This is a genomic window from Rhizobium sp. NZLR11, from assembly GCF_019685115.1.
Taxonomy (GTDB): domain Bacteria; phylum Pseudomonadota; class Alphaproteobacteria; order Rhizobiales; family Rhizobiaceae; genus Rhizobium.
Map to the genome: position 1 here is coordinate 131913 of NZ_JABDWD010000016.1, position 18749 is coordinate 150661.

17 protein-coding genes are annotated in these 18749 nt (G+C 55.3%); 5 read left to right on the forward strand and 12 right to left on the reverse strand.

The window, feature by feature from the left end; all coding sequences use genetic code 11:
• Nucleotides 1–644 precede the first annotated feature (644 nt).
• Nucleotides 645–1577: a LysR family transcriptional regulator gene (locus tag HJB83_RS24670; RefSeq protein WP_131702676.1), complete on the reverse strand. Its 933-nt coding sequence runs from the start codon at nucleotides 1575–1577 to the stop codon at nucleotides 645–647.
• A gap of 259 nt (nucleotides 1578–1836) precedes the next feature.
• On the opposite strand from HJB83_RS24670, the gene HJB83_RS24675 reads away from it, so the two are divergent.
• Genes HJB83_RS24675 through HJB83_RS24695 form a run of 5 tightly spaced genes read left to right on the forward strand, consistent with a single transcriptional unit; the run spans nucleotide 1837 to nucleotide 6227 of the window.
• Nucleotides 1837–2427 carry a NodA family N-acyltransferase gene (locus HJB83_RS24675; RefSeq protein WP_127431414.1) on the forward strand — a complete coding sequence of 197 codons (591 nt, stop codon included), beginning with the start codon at nucleotides 1837–1839 and terminating at the stop codon, nucleotides 2425–2427.
• Nucleotides 2424–3074: a chitooligosaccharide deacetylase NodB gene (gene nodB, locus HJB83_RS24680; RefSeq protein WP_221140615.1), complete on the forward strand. Its 651-nt coding sequence runs from the start codon at nucleotides 2424–2426 to the stop codon at nucleotides 3072–3074. The genes HJB83_RS24675 and nodB overlap by 4 nt, the downstream gene beginning before the upstream one ends.
• A gap of 22 nt (nucleotides 3075–3096) precedes the next feature.
• The gene (gene nodC / locus HJB83_RS24685; protein ID WP_127431412.1) at nucleotides 3097–4374 is read left to right on the forward strand and encodes a chitooligosaccharide synthase NodC; all 1278 of its coding nucleotides are present in this window, start codon (nucleotides 3097–3099) and stop codon (nucleotides 4372–4374) included.
• 37 nt (nucleotides 4375–4411) lie between these two features.
• Nucleotides 4412–5446 (forward strand): nodulation factor ABC transporter ATP-binding protein NodI, encoded by a 1035-nt coding sequence (gene nodI / locus HJB83_RS24690; RefSeq protein WP_127431513.1) that lies wholly within the window; start codon nucleotides 4412–4414, stop codon nucleotides 5444–5446.
• 1 nt (nucleotide 5447) lies between these two features.
• Nucleotides 5448–6227, forward strand: coding sequence for an ABC transporter permease (locus HJB83_RS24695; protein ID WP_127431411.1), 780 nt, complete (start codon nucleotides 5448–5450; stop codon nucleotides 6225–6227).
• A 343-nt stretch (nucleotides 6228–6570) separates the two neighbouring features.
• Here the strand turns inward: HJB83_RS24695 and HJB83_RS24700 are convergent, their stop codons facing one another.
• The 11 genes from HJB83_RS24700 to HJB83_RS34300 form a co-directional block, all read right to left on the reverse strand.
• Nucleotides 6571–7623 (reverse strand): class I SAM-dependent methyltransferase, encoded by a 1053-nt coding sequence (locus tag HJB83_RS24700; RefSeq protein WP_221140616.1) that lies wholly within the window; start codon nucleotides 7621–7623, stop codon nucleotides 6571–6573.
• A 144-nt stretch (nucleotides 7624–7767) separates the two neighbouring features.
• Nucleotides 7768–7974, reverse strand: a complete 207-nt coding sequence (gene nifT / locus HJB83_RS24705; protein ID WP_131702623.1) for a putative nitrogen fixation protein NifT — start codon at nucleotides 7972–7974, stop codon at nucleotides 7768–7770.
• 172 nt (nucleotides 7975–8146) lie between these two features.
• A complete protein-coding gene (locus HJB83_RS24710) occupies nucleotides 8147–8341 on the reverse strand; it encodes a 4Fe-4S binding protein (protein WP_221140619.1) in 195 nt (64 codons plus the stop codon).
• Between the two features lie 29 nt (nucleotides 8342–8370).
• The gene (gene nifB / locus HJB83_RS24715) at nucleotides 8371–9849 is read right to left on the reverse strand and encodes a nitrogenase cofactor biosynthesis protein NifB (RefSeq protein ID WP_168260029.1); all 1479 of its coding nucleotides are present in this window, start codon (nucleotides 9847–9849) and stop codon (nucleotides 8371–8373) included.
• A 193-nt stretch (nucleotides 9850–10042) separates the two neighbouring features.
• A complete protein-coding gene (nifA, locus tag HJB83_RS24720) occupies nucleotides 10043–11599 on the reverse strand; it encodes a nif-specific transcriptional activator NifA (protein ID WP_221140654.1) in 1557 nt (518 codons plus the stop codon).
• A gap of 195 nt (nucleotides 11600–11794) precedes the next feature.
• On the reverse strand, nucleotides 11795–12091 hold the full coding sequence (locus tag HJB83_RS24725; RefSeq protein ID WP_062944511.1) for a ferredoxin family protein: 297 nt from the start codon (nucleotides 12089–12091) through the stop codon (nucleotides 11795–11797).
• An 11-nt stretch (nucleotides 12092–12102) separates the two neighbouring features.
• On the reverse strand, nucleotides 12103–13410 hold the full coding sequence (locus HJB83_RS24730; RefSeq protein WP_168260030.1) for an NAD(P)-binding protein: 1308 nt from the start codon (nucleotides 13408–13410) through the stop codon (nucleotides 12103–12105).
• Nucleotides 13397–14533, reverse strand: coding sequence for an electron transfer flavoprotein subunit alpha/FixB family protein (locus tag HJB83_RS24735; RefSeq protein WP_168260031.1), 1137 nt, complete (start codon nucleotides 14531–14533; stop codon nucleotides 13397–13399). The genes HJB83_RS24730 and HJB83_RS24735 overlap by 14 nt, the downstream gene beginning before the upstream one ends.
• Before the next feature lie 17 nt (nucleotides 14534–14550).
• On the reverse strand, nucleotides 14551–15402 hold the full coding sequence (locus tag HJB83_RS24740) for an electron transfer flavoprotein subunit beta/FixA family protein (protein ID WP_168260032.1): 852 nt from the start codon (nucleotides 15400–15402) through the stop codon (nucleotides 14551–14553).
• 613 nt (nucleotides 15403–16015) lie between these two features.
• Nucleotides 16016–16561 carry a redoxin domain-containing protein gene (locus tag HJB83_RS24745; RefSeq protein ID WP_246638984.1) on the reverse strand — a complete coding sequence of 182 codons (546 nt, stop codon included), beginning with the start codon at nucleotides 16559–16561 and terminating at the stop codon, nucleotides 16016–16018.
• Nucleotides 16562–17038: 477 nt separating this feature from the next.
• Nucleotides 17039–18406 carry an ATP-binding protein gene (locus HJB83_RS34300; RefSeq protein WP_246638985.1) on the reverse strand — a complete coding sequence of 456 codons (1368 nt, stop codon included), beginning with the start codon at nucleotides 18404–18406 and terminating at the stop codon, nucleotides 17039–17041.
• Nucleotides 18407–18749: the final 343 nt, after the last annotated feature.

Consider the following 18749-nt stretch of genomic DNA (forward strand, 5'->3'; position numbering starts at 1 on the left):
GTATTCCTCTCCATCATGCCTAATTTCGACGAGCCGACGGCCTTGCGAGAAGGCTCGATCTAATTGCTGCTAACATCGGAAGATGTTCCGGCTCGTCTGCGAAGTGACGACAGAAACCAATAAAACTTACCGGAATCTCACCGCGCGGCTGCCCTGCTATGGATCATATGGGATCATTGGTAAAATTGATTGTGTGGATCAAAAGCATCCACGCTATGGATTGTGGCTCGACATATTGCCGCGGCTAACTTCTCGCGCCGGCGCCGTTTCAAACCTTCAAGAACAAGATTTATTGCGGAATCGAAAGTAGAGCTTCGGCTACTATCCCGGGTCGGCGCGTTGGTCATTTTCGCGCAGAAGCGCATGTGCGGAAGGTCGGGGAAGTCACCGCAGCTGAATGCTGGTTTCCGCGATGGGCCGAACATAAGTTACAGGAATAAAGTTTTGAATCACTTTTGCATGAGGCCAGGGAAAGCATACGAATCGTACCTTCTCAGGTAGAAACGATCGCTCTCGGCAATAGCTTCGATTGCTAGCTGAGCTGAGGCGGCGGGGGCCGCCTGTAACGTAATGCCTCCTTTGGGAACACAGCCAACGCGTATGGATCTAATTACTGGGGCTGTGAAATGAGCCGGCGGTGCCGCTTACGACGTACAACTTTCCATCTCAGATTCCATGCGCGAAGCCTCTTGGATCATAATCTCGCGCATCCAGATGTTTCCAGGATCAGTGTTGTGAAGAGCCGGCCATTGGACAGCCTCAGTGAACGAAAGAAGCGGCAAAGGATGCTCAATGATTCTTAGTGGGATAGTTCGTTCGTAATGTTTGACCAGCCGCAGGGGGATGGTTGCTATTCGATTAGTGCGAGACAGCAATGGCGGGATCAAGTTAAACCCCGGGACGACGAGCTCAATACGCCTCTTGAGGCCGTGCTGCATCAATAACCATTGCTCTACGGAAGGCTTAAGACCACGTCCGAACTTAGCCGCAACATGTCCCATGGACATATATTGCTCCAAGGAGAGCTGCCCTTGTAACTGCTCGTTCGTAGGGCAGCCGACGCACACCAGTCTCTCTTCGAAAAGCCTTGCCTTCGGATGGGCGCCGGACATGAATAAATCCGGGAGGATCAGAAAATCGACATCACCACGGCGGAGAAGCTCCTCCGGATCGTCGTCAAGTGGCAGCAACTCGAAGCTGACCCCTGGCGCCTCCCGAGCTAAGCGCAGTATTATCTTGTCGAAGAAGACCAGTGCCATGAAGTCTGAGAGGATAATTCTGAATCGGCGGTCCGACTCCGCTGGGTTTATTGGATCCCAAGCGATAACGGAGAGCTGAATATGCAAGAGGGCTTCGCGGACAGCGGGGGCAAGTGCCTCTGCACGCGGGGTCGGAACTAGCTCCCGTCTCTGCATGATAAAAAGGTCGTCGCGGAAATAGTCGCGCAACCTAGAGATGGCGGCGCTCATGGCGGGTTGGCTGAGGTTGATGCTGCGCGCCGCTGCTGTGAGCTTGCGCTCGGTCATTAGAGCGTCGAGTGCTACAAGAAGGTTTAGATCTAGGCCTTTAAAACGCATGGGTTGAATATCCATTCCATAGATGATTGCCATCCAAACAATCAATTTTACCAATCTTTCGGATCACTTATAGAAAACCCGGAACTTGATCAATATCAGGGGCCAGGAACTAAAAAACGAAGCGCCGGGCAGGGGCCCGGTTTGAGACTCTTAAACCTCTTAACCGCTCGATTGCCTAACCGGCAATCCAACAAGTATGCGCAACAATATCGCGCAGCTCTGATCGTGGTTGGGCGAAGAAACAACTTGGAGCTTTTGCATGTCTTCTGAAGTGCGATGGAAAATCTGCTGGGAAAATGAGCTGGAAGCTTCCGACCACGCGGAACTCGCTGATTTTTTTTGTAAGACCTATGGGCCGACGGGAGCGTTCAATGCCAAGCCGTTCGAGACTGGCCGAAGCTGGGGTGGTGCGAGGCCCGAACGCCGCGCAATCGCATATGACTCGCACGGCGTCGCTAGCCACATGGGCTTGTTACGCCGCTTCATAAAGGTCGGTACGACTGATTTGCTTGTGGCTGAGCTAGGCCTGTACGGAGTGCGACCGGATCTAGAAGGATTAGGCATCGCTCACTCGGTCCGCGCCATGTTTCCGGTTCTGCGCCAGTTGAGTGTTCCATTTGCTTTCGGAACAGTTCGCCACGCCATGCGGAATCATATGGAAAGATACTGCCGAGACGGGACCGCCAATATTATGACCGGGCTGCGTGTGCGCTCCACGCTTCCAGACGCGCATTCCGACCTGCCAGCCACGCGCACTGAAGATGTCCTCGTATTGGTGGTTCCCGTCGACCGTCCGATGACTGAGTGGCCTGCGGGCTCGTTGATTGAACGAAACGGGTCGGAACTATGAAGCGGCCTGCATATATGAGCGAAGTACCGGTCAATCACACAAACGGCCAGGAAGATCGCTGCGTTTACTTGACGTTCGACGACGGTCCTAATCCATTCTGCACGCCGCAAATCCTAGATGTTCTAGCTGAGCACCGTGTTCCGGCGACATTTTTTGCTATCGGCTCATACGTGAAGGATCACCCCGAACTCATTCGGCGCCTTGTGGCGGAAGGTCATGATGTCGCCAATCATACCATGACGCATCCCGACCTCGCCACCTGCGATCCCAAGGATGTGAAACGTGAAATAGACGAGGCGCATCAAGCTATTGTCTCGGCCTGTCCCCAAGCCTTGGTCCGGCACTTACGAGCGCCTTACGGGGTTTGGACTGAAGACGTCCTTTCAGCATCGGTGAGGGCTGGACTTGGAGCCGTTCACTGGTCGGCCGACCCTAGAGACTGGTCTTGCCCGGGCGTCGACGTGATCGTTGATGAGGTGCTTGCTGCTGCTCGGCCTGGGGCAATCGTGCTTTTGCACGACGGGTGTCCTCCCGATGAGGTTGAGCAATGCTCGCTTGCCGGACTCCGTGACCAGACGCTCATAGCACTCTCTCGAATTATTCCGGCACTGCATAGCCGCGGATTCGAGATTCGTTCACTTCCCTGAAACACTGGACAAACGAGAAACCATGACCCTGCTCGCAACAACCAGCATCGCCGCCATCTCGCTTTATGCAATGCTCTCCACCGTTTACAAGAGCGCGCAGGTCTTTCATGCTAGGCGGACAACGATCTCAACAACACCTGCGAAAGACATTGAAACCAACCCCGTGCCAAGCGTTGATGTCATCGTGCCGTGCTTCAACGAGGACCCAATCGTTCTTTCGGAATGCCTCGCGTCGCTTGCGGAGCAAGATTATGCCGGAAAATTGCGCATCTATGTAGTCGACGACGGTTCCAAAAATCGCGACGCGGTTGTGGCTCAGCGCGCTGTCTATGCAGACGATGAGAGATTCAACTTCACAATTCTCCCTAAAAATGTTGGAAAGCGCAAAGCGCAAATCGCCGCTATAACCCAGTCCTCTGGGGATCTCATTTTGAATGTGGACTCAGACACCACGATCGCCCCCGACGTCGTATCTAAGCTTGCCCACAAAATGCGGGATCCAGCAGTCGGTGCGGCGATGGGCCAAATGAAAGCCAGCAACCAGGCGGACACCTGGCTAACTCGCTTGATTGACATGGAGTACTGGCTTGCCTGCAACGAGGAGCGCGCGGCACAAGCTCGCTTCGGTGCAGTTATGTGTTGCTGCGGCCCATGTGCGATGTACCGTCGGTCTGCTATGCTTTCGCTGCTCGATCAGTACGAGACGCAGCTTTATCGCGGCAAGCCGAGTGACTTCGGCGAAGATCGCCATTTGACGATTCTCATGCTGAGCGCAGGCTTTCGAACTGAGTATGTTCCGAGTGCCATCGCGGCGACAGTCGTTCCAGACACGATGGGTGTTTATCTACGCCAACAACTACGGTGGGCACGCAGCACCTTTCGGGATACTTTGCTTGCGCTTCCTGTACTGCCTGGTCTCGATCGATATCTCACGCTGGACGCAATCGGGCAAAATGTCGGCCTGCTACTTCTTGCGCTGTCGGTATTGACAGGAATTGGCCAGTTTGCGCTGACCGCCACACTACCCTGGTGGACGATCCTGGTCATTGGATCCATGACTCTTGTCCGCTGTAGCGTGGCTGCCTATCGCGCCCGCGAACTGAGGTTTCTGGGTTTTGCTCTCCACACGCTTGTGAACATCTTTCTCTTAATTCCCTTGAAGGCCTATGCCCTTTGTACCCTATCCAATAGCGACTGGCTGTCGCGCGGATCAGTCGCGATTGCGCCCACGGTTGGGCAGCAGGGCGCTACCAAAATGCCAGGGCGGGCGACATCTGAAATTGCCTATAGTGGCGAGTGATGAACGCGTCACTGCAGCTCAAAATCTGGGACAAGAAATGAACGGGCAATTAACGAATTTGAAGACGACGATCGCTGATCCGCACCAGGATCATCTCATCCTATCGGAGCGGCAGCACCAATCGAAATTTAAGGCAATGGATTCGCCTTCTGGCTCATTGTCCCCAGTCGCAATCGACCTGGCCGGCGTTTCGAAATCATATGGTGGTAAAATCGTCGTCAATGACTTGTCGTTTACTATCGCCGCAGGAGAATGTTTTGGTCTTTTAGGACCGAACGGCGCAGGTAAAAGCACGATCACCCGTATGATCCTAGGAATGACGTCGCCGAATGCAGGCAAGATCACTGTACTCGGAGCGCAGGAGCCGGGCCAGGTTCGCTTGGCGCGCGCGAAAATCGGGATCGTGTCTCAGTTCGATAATCTCGACCTGGAATTCACGGTCCGCGAGAACCTTTTGGTATACGGCCGCTACTTCCGCATGAGCACCCGAGAAATCGAAACGGTGATCCCATCGCTGCTTGAATTTGCGCGACTTGAAAGCAAGGCGAATACGCGTGTGGCAGACCTATCGGGAGGGATGAAGCGACGCCTCACTTTGGCGCGTGCGCTCATTAATGACCCGCAGCTACTCATTTTGGACGAGCCGACCACTGGCCTCGACCCACACGCGCGCCACTTGATCTGGGAACGACTTCGATCGCTGTTGGCATGCGGCAAGACAATTCTTCTGACGACCCATATCATGGAAGAGGCTGAGCGGTTGTGCGACCGGCTGTGCGTGCTTGAAGCTGGGCGAAAGATCGCCGAGGGCCGACCGCATGCCCTGATCGAGGAGCAGATTGGCTGTCCTGTGATCGAAATTTATGGCGGCGATCCGCAGGAGCTTAGTCTCTTGATCAGGCCGAATGCTAGGCGACTGGAGATCAGCGGAGAGACCCTGTTCTGCTACACGCCTGATCCAGAGCAGGTGCGCGCGCAGCTGCGTAGATATACGGGCCTGCGCTTGCTGGAGCGTCCACCAAATCTAGAAGATGTCTTCTTGCGGTTAACCGGACGCGAGATGGAGAAGTAGAATGAGCGTAGCAGCATTATCCGCCGGCGGTTTAAATTGGCTCGCAGTTTGGCGCCGGAACTATTTGGCTTGGAAAAAAGCGGCGTTGGCATCCATTCTGGGAAATCTAGCCGATCCCATTATATATCTATTCGGGCTCGGCGCTGGATTGGGAGTGATGGTGGGGCGCGTTGACGGCGTATCGTACACTGCTTTTTTGGCGGCTGGAATGATCGCGACAAGCGCGATGACTGCTGCAACCTTCGAGACTATCTATGCGGCCTTTGGCCGAATGGAGGGCCAGCGCACCTGGGAAGCAATGTTATACACGCAGCTCAGGCTGGGGGATATCGTCGTTGGGGAAATGGCGTGGGCGGCAACCAAGGCGTCGCTCGCAGGCACCGGTATTGGTATCGTCGCCGCCATGTTGGGATACACTCACTGGCTGGCTCTTCTCTACGCTCTTCCGGTCATCGCCATCACGGGCTTAGCCTTTGCGAGCCTTGGAATGGTCGTCACGGCCCTCGCGCCCAGCTACGATTATTTCATATTTTATCAAACGCTGGTCATCACACCGATGTTGTTTTTGTCAGGCGCAGTCTTTCCCGTAGACCAGTTGCCCGTAGCATTCCAACAGATAGCCGCCTTCTTGCCCTTGGCACATTCGATAGATGTTATCCGCCCGACGATGCTGGGCCAACCAATCGCCAATGTCTCCCTGCATATCGGCGTTCTCTGCATCTACATAGTCGTACCATTCCTCGTGTCGACCGCATTGCTTCGGCGGCGACTAATGCGGTGACGGATGCTGCTTCACATCATCATCAGAATCAATCCGGTCGGTTTGCTTTGCTTGGCCCGGCATCTCGCAAGTCGTATGGAGGCCAGGCGACGGCGCGTCTCCTGGTAAACGACTGGCCTTGTGATGACGGTGAGGAAAGGCTGCCGTCAAGGGTGCCGACACATTGCGTGCGGTCAGTGCGGGTATCGCCGCTGTCTCGCTCGTGCAGCAGGGAGTTGAAGAGCGGCGACCGGATCTGCCCTCAAGCGCAAAACGGTCCAAATTCAAGTGCTAGCCGCCTTCAACGTCACGTGTGCGCCGAGAGCCTGCCCCATCTGGCATGTCCCGGATGCACCACTCCTTCTCACCAAGTTGCTTCGAGCACCATGTTCAGCGGCGTCTGGGCTGCTCGTCTGACATGTGTGAACCCGCCTGACCGGATCACCTCCGTCAATCGCTTCTCTCCCGCCTGAGCGCCAAGTGCTAATCCCGTCTCCTGCGCCAGGGAGGTGGGAACGCAGATCATCGTCGAGGCGGAGTAGTAGAGCCGCCCGACCGGGTTGATATTCTCCTCAAGCGTGTCTCCCGCCAAAGGCTCGACGACCATCCAGGTGCCGCCTTCCTTCAGCGCTTTTTTGATATGAGACGCCGCGGCTTCCGGGTCGCCCATGTCGTGTAGGCAGTCGAAGCAGGTGATCAGATCGAAGTCGCTACCGTCGAAGTCCTGCGCGCGGCCCACCTCAAACTGCACGTTCGTCAAACCGTGCGCTTCAGCGTGCGCTTTCGCAGCCGCGATCGAGCCCAAATGAAAGTCGTAACCCGTGAACTGGGATTTGGGAAAGGCCTGCGCCATCAGAACCGTTGATACCCCGTGCCCGCATCCGACGTCGGCGACCGTTGCACCCGATTTCAACTTGGCGTTCACGCCATCGAGCGCCGGCAGCCACTCCTGGACCAGCGCATTGACGTAACCAGGGCGGAACAGCCGCGCGACAGCGCAGAACATGCAGCCAGCCTGGTCACCCCAGGCAACGCCTTCACCTGTCTTGAAGGCAGACTGCACCTTCGCCTGATTTCCGACCATGGCGGCAGCCGTATCGAAGGCGCCAATCAGGTTGACCGGGCTGTCGGGTTCAGCAAACACGTAGGCCTGCTCGGGCGTGAGCGAGAACCGGCCATTCTCGTAATGCACATAGCCCGAAGCCGCCTGCGCTGCCAACCACTCGCGCACATAGCGAGGCGTGCATCCCGCGGCCACGGCAACCTCCTCGGCCGTCGCGGGTCCGATCGCCTTTAGCGTCTTGTAGAGGCCAAGGTCATCGCCGATCCGCACCAGCGGCACGCTGAATGCACCACCAAGGTCGCCAAAGATGCGGTCCACGAGCTCCTTAAGCGTTGTTTCGTTGAGTTGGTTCACGTCGGATTCCTCCAGGTATAAGGGCGACCTCTTGACGATCGTCGTCTTCAACGGATCGGCAAAGGATGAAACTCGATACCCTGTGTTGGGTGTATGAACTGCTTACGCTTTGCACCAACGCTCGTTCCGACCTGCGCGCGCACTCTAACTGGATAGCCTCCTCGCATCGACAGTAACGGGCAGGCGCCTGTTCTGCGATAGGTCGGGAAGGGCAATCCGCCATCCGTTTTTCAGCAGAATAGAGCCGCCCCATAGGTTTTTGTGCTCAACCGAGACGATCGGTTCCTCGAGGTCTTTCTTGTGAATATAGGCCGATAAGCCGACGTCAGTTCTGCTGATTGTCACTCTCATGCACGTTCCTTCTCGCTGGCCGCTTTGGGAGCTTTGAAAGTGTTATCAAGGCCCATTATTCTGGTAGGAAATATCCCCAGGCCGACACCTCCGTTATGGCTCTACATCAGATTTGGGCGGAATCCGCTCCCTGGATGCGAAATTGGTCTTACGCGCTTTAGTCCAGTGACAATCAGGCAGGGACGCAGGTCTCCGGCATCGGACACACCGAAGCGCATTGTTGCGTGTCAAACTCACCGTTGCACTCGGTACATTTTTGTGAATCAACAACATATCCCTCACCTTTGAAACTGATCGCATCTGAGGGACATGCAAATTCGCAAGAGCCGCACTGGGTGCACTGGGATGCGATTATTTTGTAAGCCATTTTGTAGCTCCTGAGTCAGTCAGAGGGGGCTAAGCCGTCGGCATCGACGGGTTTCGGCCAAACTCGGCTGCGTATACCGCGCTAATTGAAGCCTCGATGTAAGCATAGGCAAATGCGTCCGTTGCTCGCACGCCAGCTTTTGCCAGCCGCTTCTTTGGTCCATCGCCAATTTTGGCAGAGAGCAGAATATCGATACCGTCGAGTGCAACGATGATGTGATCGAGAGCGCTGTCCTCGCCTACACCACCCAGGCAATACTGTTGAACCCTTCGGTGTCCCACTAAATCGATTCCCTTTCGAGAGACGGCATACAATTGGAGTTCTCTTGCCTGACCGAAATGCTCGTTGATCCGGCCGCCACCTTTGGTCGCCACGGCAACGGCAAGAGTTCCCGACGAATCCAGTGACTTGACTGCTTTGTTCGCGTCCAATTTTGCTGCAAATTGATCCTCTCGCTCATGCTCGACCAGCTTCCGATATACCTCGCGCTTGTTGGCATCGTATCCAGCTTTGGTGGAGATTTGGTCGAGAGCAAACTCTCGCTCGCGATCATCGCCCAGCAAACCGATGGCGTCGGCCCGACACTGTTGGCAGTGGCGCATAAGCTTAACGTTACCATCGAGACAGTCTTGAAGTGCCTTTAGTTCGAACTGCTCGGGGCAACGCTGACCCGTGAGACCGTAATAAGTGCCATGCGAAGGCTTTGAAATCAGGGGCACAACATTGTGCATGAATGCCCCGCGGTCTCTGATCCATCGGTTAACTTCCACGAGGTGCGTGTCATTGACGCCTGGAATCATAACAGAATTGATTTTGGTGAGGATGCCGCGTTCGGTCAGCATTTCCAAACCCAACATTTGGCGCTCGTGAAGGATCCTGGCACCTTCTATCCCAGTGTATCGACGATGACCGTGAAGTATCCATGGATAGATCTTCGCCCCGACTTCCGGATCCACCATGTTGATGGTGATCGTCACGTGATCGACGTTCATGTCAGCTAGCTCATCGACATGGTCCGGAAGCGCCAATCCATTGGTAGAAATGCATAGTTTGATGTCAGGTATTTCTCTGGCAACGCCTTCAAACGTCGCTACTGTTTTCTTCCAGTCGTAACAAGCGTCGCCCGGTCCGGCAATGCCGATTACGGAAAGCTCCGGCACTTTGCTGGCGACGGCAAGCACCTTGCGTAGTGCCTGGTCGGGAGTTAGCTTGACTGATGAGACCCCGGGACGGCTTTCGTTGGTGCAGTCATATTTGCGATTGCAGTAGTTGCACTGGATGTTGCAGGCAGGTGCGACCGCGACATGCATGCGAGCAAAATAGTGATGGGCTTGCTCTGAAAAGCAGGGATGGTCTTTGATTCTCTCCCAGATCCGCGCATCGATGTCATCCGTCACCGAAAGGTCATAGGACGAAGATGCGCGGCCGCCGCGCATAGCGGGCGCCATCGGCGCCCGGTCGAAGGGGGCGCTGCTGGTCATCCCGACCTTTATTTCCGGTTCCGACATCACACTGTTCCACTGTTGAGGAAGGTTAAATCTCCGAATGCAAAAGATTCCGGTCGACGAGACATGGTTGTTTCAGCGTTATGTCGCCTTACCGCTCGTTTCCCCGCTTGCTACCGGAGATGTCTTGTAGAAATGAAAATAGATCGCGCCCGAAGTCGTTGGGCCACGCTTACGGAGTTCTTGGCGATCGCCGTCACTCCTTCTTCACATCGATACGAAACCGGCGTAGCGCATAGCCGACCTGCCGCGGCGTTTTACCAAGGATACGAGCTGCTTTGGCCTGTACCCAACCAGCCTTCACCATTGCATTGATCAGTCGATCACGCTCAGTGAGACCCGGTGCCTCCATTGTGGCTGTGGCACCGCTGGGAGCGCCTGCGTAGGGGGCCAGTCCGCTCGACATTGTATCTCGTGGGTTGAGACTATGCACCGCGTCGTTGTCAATAACGTCGCGGGCGTCTTTCCAGAGGAGCGCCGAAGAACACTGGCCTTGCTGACAGGCGAAATCTGATGAAGCAATCGTATTTGAACTGGCGAGAGTAGCGGTCCTTTGCACGCAGTTGTCCAGCTCGCGAACATTGCCGGGGAAGGCGCATTTCGACAAAATGTCTATTGCCGACGGCGCGAAGTCGAGATCTCGATCATTTGCCTTGTTGAATTTCTCGAGGAACACTTGCGCTAGAAGCGAAATGTCTCCGTCGCGCTGGCGAAGTGGCGGCAAAACGATGGGCACCACATTGATCCGATAATAGAGATCGGCTCTGAACTCCCCACGAAGGACGGCCACTTCAAGGTTTTTGTTGGTGGCGCATATAACTCGAACGTCTACTTTCAATGTCTTCGTTCCGCCGAGACGTTCGAATTCGCCTTCCTGTAACACGCGCAATAACTTCGCCTGGAATTGTGGTGATACATCGCCAATTTCATCAAGCAACAGTGTTCCGCCATTTGCCAGTTCGAAACGTCCAGCTCGTTGAAGGAGAGCGCCAGTGAAAGCGCCCTTCTCATGGCCAAATAATTCAGATTCCAGAACGGTTTCCGACAGCGCGGCGCAATTCAACTTAATAAACGCCTTGCTTTTACGTATTGATAACGCGTGTATTGCTCTTGCAAAGCATTCCTTGCCAGTGCCGCTCTCTCCTCTCAAGAGCACCGCGGCGTTGGTCGCGGCCACGATCTCGGTGGTAGCTAATACCCTCTTTAGCGCGGGGCTCTCCCCAACGATCCAGTCGATTTTAGCGACTTGGGTGGGATGAGACTTCGGCTTGATTTTCGGAATCTGTCCTGCTTGTTGTTCTTCGGGGACTGATCCGCCACCGCTGCACAACTCGCGACGGCTAGCTTTGGCGATCAGGTTAGCGATGTGTTTCATAAGCGCCGTCTCGCCGGCCACCGCGCTGCCGTAAAAAGTGCGATCTATCCACAAAGCGCCAATTGCTTCCCCTTTCATTTTGAAGCCTAGAGCAACAGTTTTTTTCACAAAATGCGGCTCACCGCTAGCGAAGGCACAATTTATTGCATCCGACTGTTCAACCGTAAGAGAACGTAAGCGAACGTCGTGGCCATCGGCATGCCATACGGTTAGCTTGGGCTCTCGTCCGGTGCCGTAAATCACGATCACGCCGTCTCGCATTGGCAGATGTCTGTCGAGGGTGTTCATGACCACCTTCAGCGCGATCTCAAGAGGATAAGATATGAGATCGCTGGCGATTTCGGAGAGTAGCCGGGTCCGCTCGTCTGGTTTCGTCATGCCTGGGAACAGGCTATAGGTCACTGTTTTTTCCACTGGAGTCGCGCGAAATACGCCAAGGCATATTTCTAAATTGAACGTGTGCCTGACGGCGTGACAACTTAGCCTTTCGAGGGGTCGATATGTTGATGCACATTCACTTGCCGCTTGAGCAGTTGCACCGGTCGCTGCTATCGCGGCGGAGGTAGGAACTCTTCATCCGAATTTGAAGAGGACCCCGAACCCGCCTCGGGGATAATTCCACTTGATGTCGCCACTCGCTTCGCATAACACCCTGCATGTGCCGCATTCCAAGCAGCCATCGGAAACAATCGCCACCTGACCAATTTCATTAAGCTCGTAGCATTTGGCCGGACAGATTTGCGTCAAGGCGAGGAGGTTTGGGCTTGGCGACAGATGCGGTCGCACCGCAATGTGCGGACGTCCAGTATCGACGAGATATCGGTTTTGGTACAGCTTATCTTCAATGCGCTCAATCATGGTCGCCTTCATCCGAATTTTCTTTAACGCCAAGATACGGCGGAGCGGACCGCGTCGCTAATCAACCCCCAACGGGACCGTGCGTTGATAAAGGAGGCAGCTGTGGCCTTTTCCCTATTGATTTTAGGTGCACCGTCGACGCGCACAAAATTTTGCGCCGCCTGAGATATAAGCGTTGGATACGTCATGAAAAAATTGTGACTGTCGGTGTGGAGGAGGCTTGGAAGATCTTTGTGTTTGATCAGGTCTTTCATGACGAACGACTTATCCAGCATGCCCTTATAAAGAGAGAGATTGCGCTTCGTCATCAAGCCGCCACGGCTCTTTATCTGACAGATCGCTACGCCGGCCATGAGGCCTGATGTCATCGCGAGGTTTGATCCCTCCCTATGCACGGCATTGTTTAGTTGCGCGGCATCGCCCACGACCACCCACCCGTCGCCAAAGAGTTGCGGGATTGCCTTGAAACCCCCTTCGGGAATAAGATGCGCGGCGTATTCTTTTATCTCTGATCCGGCCAGTAATGGTCGGATCGAGGGATGTTGCTTGAAGGCGTCAAGAAGGCGGTACGGATTTTCCATGCCTTCCGCTAAACCGGAGACGAGGCAGCCGATCCCCACCGAGATCGACTCCTTGTTGGTATAAAGGAAGCCCAGTCCGGCCATTCCGCGTGAGATCGTGCCGCCGGCTTCGATTACACAGCCTTCGCTACCGTTGAGGCCGAAGCGCTCTGCGATGACCTCTTCCGGCATGAAATGCATTTCCTTGACAGCGAGGGCCACATTTTCCGGCTTCGGCATATCGCGTAACCCGGCTCGTGTTCCAAGCAGTCCGTTCACGCCCTCAGCAAGGACGACTACGTCCGCGAGGATCACACCGCCCTCTCGGTCCGTGTGAACGCCTATTACTTTACCGCTCAGGTCCCAAGCGAGTCTGGTCGCTGTCGTTTCACAAAGGACTGTGCCTCCCGCCTCGCGCACCTTGCGTGAGAACCATTTGTCAAACTGGGCGCGGATAATCGTATAACGGTTTGGCTTCAGTTCATTGAAGTCATCAGAGCGATAGTGCACGCCCGTGTGCGATGAGTCATCCATTAGCCAGAATCGTTGCTCGATCAGATGCCGTTCAAGAGGAGCGTCATCGCGAAATTCTGGGATAATCGCCTCCAACATGTTGGCGTACAATATAGCGCCTTGAACATTCTTAGAGCCCGAATGTTCTCCACGCTCCAACTGCAGCACTTTTAGACCGCGACTAGCCATCGAATACGCTGCGGCGTTGCCGGACATACCGGCACCAATGACGATCGCGTCGAACTTACTCTTGGTCATCTAGCCTTCCTCGGTCCATACCCTTGATAGAGTTGTGCGGTGGCATTCGCCTGGCGAAAGCTTCTGTTAGCGCCGGCAAGAACTCCAGCGCGCAAGCGACAACGCCAATGTGGGCGAAGTCAAAGATCGGCGCGTTCTGGTCGAGGTTGATAGCGACAATCAGATCGGCTCCTTCGACGCCAACGCGATGCTGGACCGCGCCAGATATTCCCGCCGCGATGTAGAGCTTGGGTCTGATGGTATGGCCGGACTGACCAATTTGTCGATCAGCAGGCATCCAGCCTTTTTGGACTAGTGGGCGCGAGCACCCGACTCCCCCGCCGATCGTCGTTGCCAGGTTTCTCAAGTATTGCAGGTTTCCTGCAACGCCGAGGCCGAGTCCGCCCCCAACCACGATATCGGAGTTGGCCAGATTGGATTGCTCAGAACCGTCGTTGCAGAGGAATGCGAGGACCTTGGTGACGATCGCTTCCTCGACCATTGTGAGTTCGTGCTGGATAACGCGCCCAATTGGCTTATCCGCACGTTGCGGCGTCGCCATGACCCTGGACCGCACCGTTGCCATTTGCGGTCGGCTGTTCAGCGTGTAGATGGTGCACAACAACGACCCGCCGAAAGTTGGCCGCGTCGCTGCGAGTGAACCATCTCCATCAACATCCAGCTCGGTGCAATCAGCCGTAAGCCCCGTTTGTAAGGTCGTTGCTACAGCACCGGCAAGGTCGCGGCCGAGCGTGGTCGCGCCGAGAAGGAGAATTTCTGGTTTGTGAGTAGTGACCAGATCTGTCAAAGCCTTGGTGAAGGGTTCGTTTCGATAGTTGGCGAGGAGCGGTGACTCTACCAGATAGGCGATATCAGCTCCGTAAGCGAAGGCCTCTTCGATCGCAGGCTTGGTCCCCACGCCTTCAGACGAACCGAGGATTACCCCGGCAAGTTGGACACCCAGCTTGTCAGCTAGTCTGCGGCCTTCGCCGAGGAGTTCAATCGATACGGGATGAACATTGCCGCGCTCAAGTTCCATGAAGACCCAGACGTGCCGGTGATCTTCGAAACATTTAAGCTGCTTTTTCCCTGAGCTGACGCGGCCGACAGCGTTTGCCGGCGTTTCATTTTTTCTAGCGACCAAAATCTACTCCTCGCTGCTCACCGATTGCCATGGGACGTGAGCTTGCGTTCCAAAACAGGCTGGCGGGAAAAAATTGCAGCGACCGTCTCCGCGGCGACCTCGGCCAACGTTTTGTCGTTAATGTCCATTTGCATAGCTTTTTCGGCGCGCGGACCGGGAGCGAATACTCGCTTCACCACCGTCGGCGATCCCCTTAGGCCGCATTTGTTCAACTCCCCAATGCCGGCGTCAGCGGCCCCCCATTTAAGAACCGGGCTTCGCGCGGCACGGAAGGCGTCATCGAGAGAGCCCCGGCGGATAGCATTGACACCTTCCAGCACGGTGATGAGACATGGCAACGTGCTCTTCAGCATCTGCGTGCCGCTCTCTGCGTGCCGTTCAACCATGATCTCGCGCGAAGTGGGATCAATGGATACAATCTTCGTTACGTAAGTCAGTTGCTGGAGGTTCAGCCTCTTTGCAATTCCGGGTCCGACCTGGGCCGTGTCGCCGTCAATTGTCTGCTTTCCGGTAAAGACGATATCAGGCGCCCCATAGCTCCCGCCAATCTTCGCGACTGCTTGAGAAAGAGCATACGAGGTCGCCAGCGTGTCAGATCCAGCAAAGTGGCGGTCGGTCAGAAGCACTGCGCGATCTGCGCCGTGGGTGAGGGCTTTGCGTAGCGCTTGCTCAGCCATGGGCGGTCCCATCGTGAGGACAGTCACCTCGCCCCCATAACGGTCACGAACCTGGAGTGCCTCTTCGAGAGCAAACAGGTCGTAAGGGTTGATGATGGTCGGTACGCCTTGGCGCATGATCGTATTTGTCACCGGGTGGACGCGTATCTGCGCAGAGTCCGGAACCTGTTTAATACAGACCACGATGTGCATAGTCGTTTAAGCTCCCAATTGGATTTGGGCTTTTAGGGACCCGACTTTCTCTGAGCACTGCTCGTGCCAATCAGGTTGCGGCGGTAACCCTTCGGGATTGCACGGGTTTTCGTTGTCGCTATGCGGAGGATGTTGTAGGGTTGCCGACAGGTCGTGTCGCAATCCGCCCAATTACTACGCGATGGAGAGGGCGGCCCATTAGCGTCAACTCGGGTAAGTCATGCTGGCTGCGCTACGAGCCGGGAGATGACAAGGATCTCCTAGATGGACCGCTGGTACAAAGTCTGGCGCGGTGGCCCGCATCGCATTGGTGAGGCCGTCACCGAGCAGCTCCATATTGATGTGAGGCGAAGGTCCTGCAGAATGTGGGGTTCAAGTATGCATGCCGCCATTGGACCGGAACCGGCATCAATACGCCTGTTGTCATTGCCCCGATGACCGCGCCGCGGCAGGCCATTCTATCCAACCCGCCTCCATGAAGCGCATTCTTCCGATCAATGACCCGAAATGACAACGGCGCAAGGAGATGTTGTCTGGGTTCAGGTTGATGCCCTCCTCAACGGCCGAGAGCGCCGTATTCCAATTCTTGATCTGTCTCGCCGCCGAGATTCGATCATGGAACTATCTCCGCTGCGCAAGTCTCGCCTGCACCAATACGCTCCTCTTCGGCATTTTTTGCTTCGGCGCTGGCGCGCCAGCTGCCGTCAATCACTTTTGGCAGAACGTCCTCGAGTAAAGACGGATGACCAATAAAGACGATGCTGCAGTCTCGGTCGACAACGAACGCCTGTGGAACATGGAAAGATAGGCTAGCTTTCTCCCAATGCTTATCCATTTCGCCTGAGTAGTTGAACCCGATCCGTATGTTCGCATTCGGTAGCCATTTGGTTACCCATGCGTCCATCTGAGCTAGGGCCTCGTCAGCCGTTGCAGCCCGCTCATTTACTACAATGCCGATGACCTCAATTCCGATGCCCCGGTATTCCTCCTGCAACTGAGCCAGGCGGGCCAGCGCCGCCCCGCAACCACTGCAGGTAGTCGAAACGAACGCAGGGATGTATATCTTGCCGAGCTGGAAGTTGGAAAGCGGATCGCCTCGCAGCCAGTGCTGCACATTGATAGACGGAGCTGGAGAGTCTATGCCTAAGCAAGAGGTCATTTTCATTCTCCACCAATAGCTATCCGACGCTTCGTGCGCCAGGAATGAGCGTGTGAAGTATTAGGTCGAGTTTGCTTCGATTTCGAAGCGCGGCTCTTGTTCGGTCTGTTGGATCCACGCTTGTGATCTCGTCTTCTAAAATGGCTTCTGCGGGTGCGGGCCGCCATTGCGATAGTGTCCTTCTTTTGGGAGGATGGCGATGTCTCCGTCGTGACAGGAAGACACCGAGCCTTGATGCAGATGGAGGTATTAAAGAGTTCCCATTAGCCATGAACACCACTTATGCTTCTCCGCGTTAGACGCCGCGGGTCGTACAAGAGACGCCTGTAAGTCAGGCGCCGGGGGGCTGCGACGGCCATCTTTTGGGGCGAGGTTCTCAACTTTAGTTTCCCTTTTGGTTCGTCAGCTGTTTGCGATTATCCGGCGTCGCTGCCATTCGCCGATCCGCATCTATCCTCTGTTTGATTGGTTCAAGTGTCAGCAGCCGCAGCAATCGTCTTCATCGTCTTCCTCGACGATGTGTTTTCTTTCCGTTTTCTCAATCCTCTTGAGGGAGCTGGCCTCTGCTTCGGCGTCGGCGAAGACCACCTCAACATCCTCGCGTGAGACGAGTGGGGCGACACCTCTCATAGTGCTCCGTTGGGCGAGACGGCGCACAATTTCCTTGACATATGCGGCGCTGGCACCCTTTGAACGGAGGACGGCTTCGGCCAAAGCTCCATCCTGGAAGTTCAGCGCGTGACCGTATTGCTTGAACAACCGCTGGCGGCAATCGTCATCGGGGAGAGGAATCTCAATCGCCGCATCTACACGGCCCGATCGGGTGGCGAGGGCCTCCTCGAGCGATCTCGGTCGATTCGAGGTCAGGAGAATGAGGATGTCGGAATCTTCGCCAAGACCATCCAACTCGTTCAACAGCCGGTTCAGGCGGGTTTCTGCCTTTTGGCCCGAAATATCATCGCGTGAACGGGCAACCAGATCCACATCCTCAAACACCATGATGCATGGCTGTAGGACACGAGCCAGCGCAAAGTGTTCCTCCATATCCAGCATCTGCTCAGCCGTGACCAGAACTACACTGTGCCCGGGCAGGTTGGCAGCGATATAGTGGACGACATGGGTCTTGCCGGTGCCAGGCTCTCCGTGGAGCAAGATCCCTTTCTGTCCTGACTGGCCGAGGCGCTTCAGCTCCTCCCGGTATTTAACAAAATCGAAGATGTGCGTATCGAGCTGGGCCATAGTCGCCTTTGAAAGCACGACGTCGTCCCGGCTTACCGCAGGAAGCTTGTGCACCCTCATTGTTTCATTCGTGCCTTCGAAGTCAGTGGACTCGAAAGAGACGGCCTTGTTGCGATAATATCGGGAGCTCTTGCCGTGCGCCTCGATTGTGCGCAGAAAGCCCTTGGCGAAGGCATGACCCACCTCATTGGGCAGATGAGCTATTTCGACCTGGACCTTTGGACCATACGGGGTAAGGAACTTCGACAGCATGACTGCTGCAGGCATGTCGTCGTCGATCGTTATCAGCCAGAGACCGTTGTTAATCGAAGCGTAGGGCTCATCTTCGCCAATGTCGATGTCCTGATACTGCACGGGCGTCAGCTGCACGACGCCTTTTCCCTCGGAGGTGGTCAGGTCTGACAGCTTCAACGGGAAAATCTCCAACTCTTGTTGGAAGCCCAAGAGCTCAGGGGACCGAGGTGCGACTAGGTTCTCGATAATGGTTTGAAGATCTGCCAGGAGATGTGCGGTAAATTGTCGGCGTGAGGTCACGAGAACTGCCAAATCATTGGTCTTGAAATGGCGAATAAGTTTCTGCCACACAAAGCGAACGGATACACTCATGACGATGTTCCTTTGAAAGTGGAGTTGAGTGGAAGGGCTGAGTCTCTAAAAGCAGCATCCGCATCGGGTTTCTCTCCAAACGTTCCGGCAGCCACGGTGTTTTCAGTGTCGCTTGGTCTCCGAAAATAGGATCAGGTCTCTAGGGACCCGGCTTACTCTGAGCACTGCTCGTGCCAATCAGGTTACGCCGGTAAGCCTCCGGGATCGCACGTGTTTCGTAACGGGTGTTCCGTCCCCACATTGCCCTCTGCCGCCTGATCTGTGATCGAGGTTTCCATGGATGAAGAACGGGAGTTTCTCCATGGAGACTACATTGGAGTTTCTCACAACCAGGAAGCCTGAA